This window comes from Paracoccus sp. (in: a-proteobacteria), from assembly GCF_030538655.1.
Lineage (GTDB): Bacteria > Pseudomonadota > Alphaproteobacteria > Rhodobacterales > Rhodobacteraceae > Paracoccus.
Genome location: NZ_JAUNTO010000039.1, coordinates 1 through 9,863, shown reverse-complemented (window position 1 = coordinate 9,863; position 9,863 = coordinate 1). Strand labels below are relative to the sequence as shown.

Genomic DNA, 9,863 nt, shown 5'->3' with positions numbered 1-9,863 from the left:
TTGAATCAGAACTCGAATGACAAGGGAATCCTTAAATGAAGACGCCGTCTAGGCGTGCCTCGACGATGCTCGGCGTCGCTTCATTCGGGACAGGCGTGGAAATGATATTACTGGTCGGGGTTTCTGTAGCCGGCGATCCGGTGTGGTTTGGCAGGCCAAGGACCTCGACCGGGTAGGTTTCCAGCCACTGCTCGATGCGTTCGGGGGTGAAACCGGGAAGTTCACCCAGCCGACGCTCGCCATCGGTCAGTTCAGGAAATACCTCGACCCAGCCATCGGCAATCGTGCCATCCTGAAGCCGGAGCCGACCCTCGCTGAAAGCCCCGTAGGCTTGCTGCACGAATGTGCCAAGCGCGAGTTGAGCAGCGCGGTCTCGTGCCGCGACCTGCTGAATAATTCCGGGATTCGACATTTCGAAAAGCGCCGCCGCCTGACCAGCGATCTGCGCGGCACTCACGTTCTTGGGCAGGCTGGATCCGAATCCGGTGATGACCGTCTCCTGTACCAGTTCGTGCGCAATGGCGGCCAAGACGCCTTCGGCCGATCCTAGATCGACGCCGAGGATATCGGCCGCGCGGTTCAGGCGGCTTTCTGTTGCGAGTTCGGTGAGTTCCCGCAAGGTATTGCTCGTCTCCCACGCGGCCCCAAGCGCCGCCAATGCAGCAGCTCCCTGAGGGGTAAGCGCGACCGCACGTCCGATAAGGCCGCGAAAAAAGGCCCCCACCGGAATTTCCGCCGCTGGCGCATACTGGGCAAGGACAACCTCGTTTGGCAACGTCGACGCAACAGGCTCGGCGTAACACCGGCAGTTATGTGCCTGTCCCGGATGCCCGCCTGCCGGAGGTTCGTCCCAACTGAAGATCTGATCGTCATACTCTGCGTGACTGTCGCGAACCTGTGCGTCATCTCGGGAACGCCAGATGTAACGCTCGATCCCGAGGTCCTACTGCCGAAGCTGATTGATCAATCCCCCGAAGGCCCTCAGCAGACGCTCTTCCATGGCCATGCGCAACGGGCGGAGCCGCTGGGGGTGGGACTGATACGCTTCAAAGATGGCCGTCAGACGCATATCCCATTCGCGCAGGACTGCCTCCTTCGCGTCCGAAACATCGCGCAGGTCTGCCTCCGTCACCAAAAGGGCGGTATCGGGTGGCGTCAAGGCATTCAGAAGCGCACGTGTGTTGTCGACGACAACCTGATCCAGACGATCCGAAAAAGCGTTCCGAAGACCGGTATAGCCAGGGAATAACGACTTGATAGAAATGGCCGCGCGATGACCGTACGTCGAACAGTTGTGCTGGCTGACCACGTACTGACCATGACCACCGTGCCGGAGGAAGTCCCCAAGATTGTGCCGCAATGTAACCTCCCCACCGATCTGCGGGATCTGTTGTAGGCGCAATTAGTTAACGAATATTTACCTTTCCGCACGGTGCCTTCCACGGGCGGGATGCCAGAAACCTGAGCGTCTATGAAATGCCCTCCACTCGCGAAACCATCCTCGCCACGCTGCATGCGCGGCTCTCAAACTTGCCTGCCACAATGCTGCGCAACGCATCCCTGCCGGAGCGCATCCCCGCAGAAGGATTGCTGATCCTGCGCGATGGCCAATCGGGGGAGCCGGAGGTGACGCTCTCGCCTTTGCGCTATCACTGGCAGCACCGGGCGGAGCTGGAGGTGTTCCTGCGGGGCGGGCTCGATGCCTTGTTCGATACGCTTCTGGCAGAGATCGGTGCGATCCTCGCTACCGACCGCACCCTCGGCGGGCTTCGCGACTGGATCGAACCCTCAGCGCCCGAACCCGTTTATCTGGCCGTCGACGGCGCTGCCCCGATCCGGGCGGCGATCCTGACCCTGACGCTTCACTATACCAGCGCCGACCCGCTGGCCTGAATCCAACCCCGAAAGGACCATCCCATGGCACGTGCGCAAGGCGCGCGGTCGCAGCTTGCGACCGCGTTTGAGACGGATTACGGCACCGCGCCCGCAGGCGGCTTTATGCGGATGCCGTTCGCCAGCACGACGCTGAGCGCGGAGCAGCCGCTGCTGTCGTCGGAACTGCTGGGCTATGGCCGTGATCCCTTGCCGCCGGTGAAGGACGCGATCAGTGCCGATGGCGATCTGACCGTGCCGATTGATGCGGCGGCGTTTGGGTTCTGGCTGAAGGCTGCGTTCGGGCACCCGCATCATCTTGCTCGACGAGGCTTTGGCCGATCTGCCGGCCGCACTGGCCGATCTCGGCCTGCCGGTGAACCTACGCATCGGTCCGGCCACAAAACCGAGCTATGCGGTAATCAGCTTCACACCGAATAGCGCCGGGCTACGTCCCTTCGCGCCGGTGCAGGTCGCCCAACCGTGGCGGCAATCCCACGTGCCGGGGGATCTGCTGATCCGCTGGATGCGGCGCGACCGGGCGCTTTCGGCGTATAGTTGGAACACCGCTGAGATACCGATCAGCGAACAGGCGGAACACTGGCAGGTCGAGATCATGGATGGCGCGGCGGTGAAGCGGGTGCTGACTTCCACGCCGCCCGAGGGATAGCACCATGACCGGCATTCGCATCGAGAACTCCGAACGCGGCATCACGCTGAACAAATCGCTGGCATGGACCACGCTGGCCGCGCTCGTGGCTCTGGTCTGGTATGGCGGCACCACCGTCGCCCGGCTGCAGCACGCGACCGAGGCGCAGACCGTTGCCCTGTCCGAGCTGCGCGCCACCATCGCGGCGGATCGCGGCACCATGCTGGCGCTGGAGGCCCGCATCCGGGCGCTGGAACAGGGCAGCGTGCGGCTGGACGTGCGCCTTGATGCGATGGTCTCGGTGATCGAGGAAATCCGCGCCTCGCAGCGCGAGACGAACGATCTTCTGCGCCGGATCGGTGGCGAATAAGGCTATGATATTACTGCGATTATACTGGCTATAATCCGCCGTCAGAGCGAACACGGAGGCAGGCAAAGGGGAGCGGCCCCAACCCATCAGCACAAGGAACCAAAGCCATGGCATTCACCACCGAAGAGGCTCGCAGCTTTCTGTTCTTCATGCCGGAAACCATCCGCGCCGACGGGGTGGATTTCCGCAAAACCGACCAGATCCACCCCCATCTGCACCGTGGGGTTCACGGCAGCCCAGACATCACCGAAGAGGTGATGATGGCCGTCTACCATCACCCGGAACAAGGCAGCGCGGTCAGGCTGCTGGCCTTCCGGGCCGATTATTGGTGGGTCGAACAAGGCCGAGGCACCCCTCGCATAAAGCAATGATATTGCTGAAATTATACTGGATATAAGATGTAGTCAGAGCGAACACGGATGCTGGCAAAGACGCAGCACAAGGAACCATGCCATGACCATCACGCTCACCGCCCTGACCAATGACCGCGCCCGGCTGATCGTCAAGACTGCCCGCTTTGAGAATGACGAGCGGATGGCGGATATCGTCCTCGGCCACTGGGAAGCCGAGGGTTTTACGGTGTTGAAGCGCGAAGAGGACTGACGTCCCGCCAACCCGCCCCGGCCCCGCGCGCCACGCGGGGCTTGAGGCGGTAGCAGGCCCGGCATCCCGCCCCGCCGCACCACGAGGAAAACCATGACCGATATCCACAGCATCACCGACCTGATCGCCGCTGCCGCCGAGGCGCTGATCGCCCGCGATACCCTGCGCATCGAAGAACTGACCCGCATCAGCCGCGACTGGCTGCAGATGCCGCAAGCGGCCGAGGCGCAGGCCCGCTTGCTCGACGCGATCATGGAAGCCGCCTGCCTGCTGGAAGACGAGCCGAGCGACCTCGCCGCCTGACGCAGCATCTGGACCCACTGCTTGCGCAATGGACCCGTGCCGGTCTGCTGGTGCCGCATCACCGCTTTCATAAACTGACCCGCGCCGGCCGGTTCTGGCAGGTCGCCATGACCGGGCGGCTGCTGACATGGGTGGGCCAGCATCCTTATCTGAAAGAGACGACATGACCACTACCGACACCATGGCCACCCCCACATTGGCCGAGGCCATCGCCCAGAACCCCACCGCCGCGCTGGAAGACATCGCGCGGGCCGCCGACACCACGCCGCTGGCTGTGCTGGAGGCATTGCCCAAGGGCGAGGTCACCCATCTGCCGGGCAGCCTGATGGCGGATGTGCTGGACGCCATCGCCAGCTGGGGCGAGATCACCTTTATCGTCAATACCGGCCCCGTCATTCTTGAGGCCAAGGCGCCGATGCAAGGCGGGACGGCGGTGCATGGCATGTATAACCTGAAAGGCAAGCCGATCAGCGGCCATCTGAACGTCGATGCCTGCGCGCGCGTGGCCTTTGTGCGACGCAAACTGTTCTCGATGGAGACACGCTCGGTCCAGTTCTATGACCATGACGGCAATTGCCTGTTCAAGATCTATCTGGGCCGCGATGCACAGCGTCAGTTGATCCCCGAACAGATCGCCGCCTTCGATGCGCTTGAATCGCGGCTGCTGGCGGGGCTGTGATGATGGCGAGGTTGGCGGGGCGGCATCTGCTGCTGTTCGGGCCGGGCTATGTCGCGCGGGCGGTGGCGGATCTTGCGCGGGCGCAAGGTGCGCGTGTCAGTGCGGTGCTGCGTGATCCGGCCCGCGCGGACGCGATGCGTGCATCCGGCATCGTGCCCGTTCCGGCGGAGGCGATGGCGGACGGGATCGGCGATGTGACGGATCTGCTGGTCTCGGCCCCGCCGCTGGCCGGGGGCTGCCCGGCGCTTGCGGCCTTGGGCGGGCGGTTGTCGCCGGGGTTGATCTGGATCGGGTATTATTCATCAATGGCGGTTTGCGGCGCTTGCGGTGGCGATTGGATCGACGAAAAACGCCCGCCTGCTGCCGCAACCGCCGACGCCCGCGCCCGACTGATGGCCGAGGCGGAATGGCAGGCCCTTGCTGCCCGTCACGGTGCCGCGCTGGATATTCTTCGCATCGCGGGTATTTACGGACCCGGTGGCCGCAACGTTCTGGCCCGGTTGCGCGGGGGGACGGCGCGCGCGATCCTCAAGCCGGGGCAGGTGTTCAACCGCATCCACCGCGACGATATTGCCGCCGCCACGCTGGCCGCCGTTGCCAACCCCGCGCCGTTGCGCCGTTGCGCCTGACCAATCTGGCGGATGGCGCGCCCTCGGCGGCATCGGATCTGCTGGCCGGGGTTGCGGCGACGCTGGGCTTGCCCGATCCGCCTCGGGTGGCGCTTGGTGATGCCGGCTTGCCGCCCGGCACGGCGGCGTTTTACGCCGAAAACCGCCGTCTCCGTAACGACCGCCTGCTGGCCCTGCCGGGGTTTGCGCTGTGCTATCCCGACTGGCGCGCGGGTTGTGCCGGGCTGATCGCGGCGGGTGAGTGACGACAGGTCAGTGCCATCCGCCGAACCCGCCGCTGCGCAAGCCGGGCCAATAGACGGCGATCCAGATCAGGAAAGCCCACGCCCATACCAGCGCCGACAGCGCGTGCAGCGGGCCGGGCAGGGGCAGGCCGATTTCAGGCGCGATGCGCAGCAGGGTCGCGGCGACCAACATCAACGCGCCCATGCGCGTCAGCACCGACAAGCCAAGGCTTTGCCCGGTATGCAGCAGCCCAGCGATTGACAGAACCGCATAGACGCCCATGCCCAACCCGCCCATGAAGGCCAGATGCAGCCCCGCCACCTGTGTCCACGGCGCGCCCAGCATCGCGGCCCCGGTCATCAGCAGCCCCAGCCCCGCCAGCGCCGCGCTGCCCGACAGCAACAGGATTTCGGTCCGGGCGGTGTCGCGGCCGACAAAGCCCTCGGCCACGCGGTCCAGGAAGGCGGCCCCGGCTGCAAGGATCAGCCAGCCCTGCACCATCGGGCTGAGGTCCAGCATCTGCCCGGCCATCGCGATCAGCACCAGACCGGGCGCAAGGTTCACTCGCCCCGGATGGGGGCGAAAGGGGGATGTGGTCTCGGTCGGGTCCAGCACCTGATTGGTGATCGGCACGGTGATCCGGGCCAGCGCCAGCGCCAGAAGGCCCAGAAAGGCAAAGCCGGTCATGTGCAGTGCAGTGGCGGCGCGGGTGATCTCGCCGGTCACGAAGGCCAGCCGTGCCGCCATCGCACAGCCCGCCAGCAGCGCCAACCAGACGATGAAGGCCAGCAGCCTGTCGGTTCGGCCCCGGATCGACAGGCGGATCAGATAGGCCAGCAGTGCCCCCATCCAGCCCAGATCGGCCAACAGGCCCAAGACGCTCAACCCGTCCCAGCCAAGCGCGCCGATGACGCGCCCTGCGGCCCATAGCCCCGCCAGCACCCATAAGGGGCGGCCGCGCATCGGCTCGGTATCGGTCCACTCGGGTGCTGCGGTGGTCAGAAAGCCGATCAGCGCCGCGCCGAACGCGCCGATCAGCATCTCGTATCCATGCCACAGCGCGGGCGGCACGCTGTGGGCCAGCGGCAGATCAAAGCCAAGTGTCAGCACCCAGACCAACGGAAACGCCGCCGCGTAAAGCGCGGCCAGCGGAAAGAACAGCCGGAAGCCCTCGTCGCCAAGCGCGGCAAGGGTGGTTCGGGGCCGGGGGCGGGATGATCCGGCAGCGCAACTCATGCGATCTGCCGTTCATCGACATTGTGGATATGCGCAAATAGCGGGTCATCGGCCAGCGCCCGCGCCACCCAGTCATGCAGCGGCGTATCACCACGCTGGCCCGGAACGCCCGGCACGATGCGGTCGCCATGAATACCCGCGCCGCGCAGGTCCAGCACGGCGACACGGTGGGCAATGCGCGCGGCCTCATGCAGATCATGGGTGACGAACAGACCCGCCAGACCGGCCCCCGCGCAGGTGGCGATGACCAGATCTTGCATCCGCCGACGCAGCGCCACGTCCAGCGCGGTGAAAGGTTCGTCGAAATAGATGAAATCGGGTCGAACGGCCAGGGCGCGGGCAATGGCGACCCGTTGGCGCATCCCGCCCGACAGTTCCGAAGGGTATTTTGCCAGATCCGCAGGCTCCAGTGCGACCTGTGCGGCAACCTCTGATACGCGGGCGGCGTGTTCGCGGCCGGGCAGGCGCGCCAGCCGCAGACCGAAGGCGATGTTGTCCGCCGCGGTTGCCCAGGGCATCAGTGAGGGTTCCTGAAAGATCATCGCATGGCAGGCATAGCCGCGCGTGATCCGGCCCGATTTCGGTTCCAGCAGACCGGCGGCGACATGCAGCAGCGTGGATTTCCCGCAGCCCGAGGGGCCGACCAGCGCCACGATCTCGCCCGTGCTTACTGCAAGGTCAATGCCGCGCAGGACCGAGCGGCCCAGATAGGCATGTTCCAGACCACTGATCGTAAGCGCGCCTGCCCGCTTGCCCATCAAAGTTGCGCGATGCGGTGCTGGCGTCTGATTTTGGCCGGGCAGTCCTGCGGCGGCAACGGCCCCCGCGCGGCTGGCCGAGGTTGCGGATGTTTGCCCGTTGTTCCGAGGCGCGGTCATCGCTTCACCCCCCATGGCCGGGCGGCGCGGCGCCAGCGGTCGATCTCGCCCTTGACGGGGTGGACCAGCGTATATTCTACCGCGATCAGCAGGGCAACGGCGATCAGCACCCATGCCAGCGCTGTGGCGATGTCCAGATTGATCCGCGCCGCCGCCAGCGCGCCGCCGATCCCGCCGGCATTGGCCAGCAGTTCGGCCATCACCGCGACCTTGAAGGCGGTGCCAAGCGCCAGCACCAGCGCCGGAAACAACGTCACCGTGGTCTGGCGTAGCCCCACGGTCAGAAACCGCCGGATCGGTCCTGCACCGAACGCCTGCGCCATGCGGTCCAGCCCCCTGTCGCGCGTGGCGATGCCCTGCGCCGCGCCCAGAAACACCACCGGCAGGGCGGACACCACGATCACCATGCGCACCGTCGCATCCGATCCGCCGAACCAGATCATCGCCAGCACGATCCATGCAATCGGCGGCACGCCCATCAACACGGTAATCAGCGGTTGCAACAGGCGTAGCGTGGCGGGCGAATAACCTGCGGCCAACCCCAGCGCCACGCCGATGGCGCCCACCAGGGCAAAGCCCGTCACCGCGCGCTGCAAGGTCAGCCCGGCCACCGCCCAGCTTGCCGGGTCCTGCGCCAGCCGGGCCGCCGCCGCGACGGTATCGAGCGGCGAGGTCAGGATGAACGGGCCGTAAGCCTCATGTCCGGCCTGCCATGCAGCGGCCAGCAGAAACAGCGCCGCCAGCCCGACCCAGCCGGACCACAGAAAGGCCAGCACCCGTCCGACACGGTCGGTCATGGCGGAAAGAAGAGGGGCAGCGCGGGCGGGCATGGCTGGTGGCGTCACGGTTGCAGATAGAACCCGTCATCGGGCAGGCGGCCATTGATCGCGGCCAGATCGGCGCCGGTCATGGCGGTCAGCATGCGTTCGATGTCGGGGCGGGCCTCGGGTGCGGGCCGCGCGACAAGGTTGGAATAGGGGACCGATGCCGCCAGCAGCGGCGCGGGCATCTCCAGCACCGGGGCGGCATGGGCGGCGGCAGCGGCGGGATCGGCCAGCACCCCGGCGGTGGCATCCGCAATCGCGGCCAGCAACGCGGGCACCGCATCCGCATGTGCGTCCAGAAAGCCGCCCGTCAGCGCCAGCCCGGCCTGCGGCAGCACCGGCGTGGCCCCGGTCATCTCGCCCCATGCTGCCTGTATGTCGATCGCGCGGGCAATGCCCTTGCCCGCCTGCGCACCCTGCATGACGGCGGCGGTGGCCGACGGCTCGGCCGTGACAGCGGCATCGACGCGGCCCGCCAGCAGCATCTGCATCGCCTCAATCGGTGATCCGGCATAGGCGATTTCCAAATCATCCGCGATGCCGTGATGCGCGACAAGCTGGCTGAACAGGATTTCCGGCGTATCGCCCCGGAAGGGCACGGCGATATGGCGGCCCTTCAGATCCGGGATCGCCGTAATGCTGCTGTCGCCCGAGGTGACGTAAAGCAGCCCGTTCGTCATCACATTCGCCAACCGGATCGGAAAGCCGCGGTTATACAGATTTGCCGCCGCCTGCACCGGCATGATCGAGGCAAGAATCCCCCCCGAGGTCAGCCCGGCGCGCAGCTCATCCGGGTTGCGCCATGCGGTCATCGTGGCGTTGTCGGCAATCGCAGCGAATGACCCGCCCGCAACGGCATGGGCCAGCGTGACCGAAGGGCCTGCGGGCGGGCCATAAAGCGCCAGTTCCGCGATGCGGGCCTGCGCGCGCGCCAGCCCCGGCAGGGCAAGGGCCGAACTGGCAGCCAGCGCCCCGATCAGCACATTCCGGCGAGTGGTCGTGGTGGTCATGTGGTTCTCCTTTCAGGGAAGATCGCGGGGATGGCCGTGTGCAGGACAGATCCGGCCAGAAGCGGCAGGGCGGTGGGGATGGTGTAAAGCCGCAAAAACCCGTCCGCGCCCAGTCGCGGAGCCGGGACAAAGCCAAGCCTCGCCCCCCACAGGCCATGAACGAGCGTCATCAGCAGCAGCGCGGCGGGCCAAAGCGCCAGCCGCCACCGCGCGCAAGGGGCAAGGGCGGATGCGGCGGCAAGGATCAGCGCCACCGGCCACCACGCGGCGGCCAGCACCGCCAGCCATCCCGCCGTCATCAGCACCGAGAAGCGCAGGTCAAACGGCCACAACCCGCCCTGAAACGTCGCCTGTGCGATCCCCGCCGCCAGCAGAACGAACAGCGCCAGAAGATGCCGCGACAGGCGTCTGGCCGGGGTTCTGGCGATGCGCTGGGGCATGGGCGGCGTCCTGGATCGGGATCAGCGGATCGGCAACATCTGACAGATGCCTCATTATTTCTGATTATATTTCTCGGATTTTGATCGCAACTAGGCTCCAGACTTCGGTAACGGGGTCGTCTCAGTCAAGCGGTTTTTTGCATAC

The 9,863-nt window shown here is 66.0% G+C and carries 16 protein-coding genes and 2 pseudogenes; 10 read left to right on the top strand and 8 right to left on the bottom strand.

What is annotated here, in order from left to right; all coding sequences use genetic code 11:
* Positions 1-31: 31 nt before the first annotated feature.
* From Q4G22_RS15400 to Q4G22_RS15395, 3 genes and pseudogenes are all read right to left on the bottom strand, one after another.
* The gene (locus Q4G22_RS15400) at positions 32-775 is read right to left on the bottom strand and encodes a hypothetical protein (protein WP_303386770.1); all 744 of its coding nucleotides are present in this window, start codon (positions 773-775) and stop codon (positions 32-34) included.
* A gap of 33 nt (positions 776-808) precedes the next feature.
* Positions 809-934, bottom strand: a pseudogene (locus Q4G22_RS15750) (phage minor head protein); the annotation flags it as partial.
* Positions 935-943: 9 nt separating this feature from the next.
* Positions 944-1,360: a hypothetical protein gene (locus tag Q4G22_RS15395; RefSeq protein WP_303386769.1), complete on the bottom strand. Its 417-nt coding sequence runs from the start codon at positions 1,358-1,360 to the stop codon at positions 944-946.
* A 116-nt stretch (positions 1,361-1,476) separates the two neighbouring features.
* Between Q4G22_RS15395 and Q4G22_RS15390 the strand changes: the two genes are divergently transcribed.
* The 10 genes and pseudogenes from Q4G22_RS15390 (at position 1,477) to Q4G22_RS15345 (ending at position 5,350) form a co-directional block, all read left to right on the top strand.
* Positions 1,477-1,893: an acyl-CoA transferase gene (locus tag Q4G22_RS15390; protein ID WP_303386768.1), complete on the top strand. Its 417-nt coding sequence runs from the start codon at positions 1,477-1,479 to the stop codon at positions 1,891-1,893.
* Between the two features lie 24 nt (positions 1,894-1,917).
* Positions 1,918-2,184: pseudogene (locus Q4G22_RS15385) on the top strand (phage tail tube protein); the annotation flags it as partial.
* A gap of 187 nt (positions 2,185-2,371) precedes the next feature.
* A complete protein-coding gene (locus tag Q4G22_RS15380; RefSeq protein ID WP_303386767.1) occupies positions 2,372-2,542 on the top strand; it encodes a hypothetical protein in 171 nt (56 codons plus the stop codon).
* A gap of 4 nt (positions 2,543-2,546) precedes the next feature.
* On the top strand, positions 2,547-2,891 hold the full coding sequence (locus Q4G22_RS15375; protein WP_303386766.1) for a hypothetical protein: 345 nt from the start codon (positions 2,547-2,549) through the stop codon (positions 2,889-2,891).
* A 107-nt stretch (positions 2,892-2,998) separates the two neighbouring features.
* A complete protein-coding gene (locus tag Q4G22_RS15370; RefSeq protein WP_303386765.1) occupies positions 2,999-3,262 on the top strand; it encodes a hypothetical protein in 264 nt (87 codons plus the stop codon).
* Positions 3,263-3,344: 82 nt separating this feature from the next.
* On the top strand, positions 3,345-3,494 hold the full coding sequence (locus Q4G22_RS15365) for a hypothetical protein (RefSeq protein WP_303386764.1): 150 nt from the start codon (positions 3,345-3,347) through the stop codon (positions 3,492-3,494).
* Positions 3,495-3,587: 93 nt separating this feature from the next.
* Positions 3,588-3,797 (top strand): hypothetical protein, encoded by a 210-nt coding sequence (locus Q4G22_RS15360; RefSeq protein ID WP_303386763.1) that lies wholly within the window; start codon positions 3,588-3,590, stop codon positions 3,795-3,797.
* A 163-nt stretch (positions 3,798-3,960) separates the two neighbouring features.
* The gene (hutX, locus tag Q4G22_RS15355) at positions 3,961-4,476 is read left to right on the top strand and encodes a heme utilization cystosolic carrier protein HutX (protein WP_303386762.1); all 516 of its coding nucleotides are present in this window, start codon (positions 3,961-3,963) and stop codon (positions 4,474-4,476) included.
* 2 nt (positions 4,477-4,478) lie between these two features.
* On the top strand, positions 4,479-5,105 hold the full coding sequence (locus Q4G22_RS15350) for a hypothetical protein (RefSeq protein ID WP_303386761.1): 627 nt from the start codon (positions 4,479-4,481) through the stop codon (positions 5,103-5,105).
* Complete coding sequence (locus Q4G22_RS15345; RefSeq protein WP_303386760.1) at positions 5,096-5,350, top strand: hypothetical protein; 255 nt, start codon at positions 5,096-5,098, stop codon at positions 5,348-5,350. The genes Q4G22_RS15350 and Q4G22_RS15345 overlap by 10 nt, the downstream gene beginning before the upstream one ends.
* Positions 5,351-5,357: 7 nt before the next feature.
* Here Q4G22_RS15345 and Q4G22_RS15340 read toward each other — a convergent pair whose 3' ends face one another.
* Genes Q4G22_RS15340 through Q4G22_RS15320 form a run of 5 tightly spaced genes read right to left on the bottom strand, consistent with a single transcriptional unit; the run spans position 5,358 to position 9,718 of the window.
* Positions 5,358-6,566, bottom strand: a complete 1,209-nt coding sequence (locus Q4G22_RS15340) for an NnrS family protein (RefSeq protein WP_303386759.1) — start codon at positions 6,564-6,566, stop codon at positions 5,358-5,360.
* Positions 6,563-7,444, bottom strand: a complete 882-nt coding sequence (locus Q4G22_RS15335) for an ABC transporter ATP-binding protein (RefSeq protein WP_303386758.1) — start codon at positions 7,442-7,444, stop codon at positions 6,563-6,565. The genes Q4G22_RS15340 and Q4G22_RS15335 overlap by 4 nt, the downstream gene beginning before the upstream one ends.
* Entirely contained in the window at positions 7,441-8,241 is an 801-nt protein-coding gene (locus Q4G22_RS15330; protein ID WP_303386757.1) for an ABC transporter permease, read from the bottom strand. Before Q4G22_RS15330 ends, Q4G22_RS15335 begins: the two co-directional genes overlap by 4 nt.
* A 44-nt stretch (positions 8,242-8,285) precedes the next feature.
* Positions 8,286-9,278: an ABC transporter substrate-binding protein gene (locus tag Q4G22_RS15325; protein ID WP_303386756.1), complete on the bottom strand. Its 993-nt coding sequence runs from the start codon at positions 9,276-9,278 to the stop codon at positions 8,286-8,288.
* On the bottom strand, positions 9,275-9,718 hold the full coding sequence (locus Q4G22_RS15320; protein WP_303386755.1) for a hypothetical protein: 444 nt from the start codon (positions 9,716-9,718) through the stop codon (positions 9,275-9,277). The genes Q4G22_RS15325 and Q4G22_RS15320 overlap by 4 nt, the downstream gene beginning before the upstream one ends.
* Between the last annotated feature and the right edge of the window lie 145 nt (positions 9,719-9,863).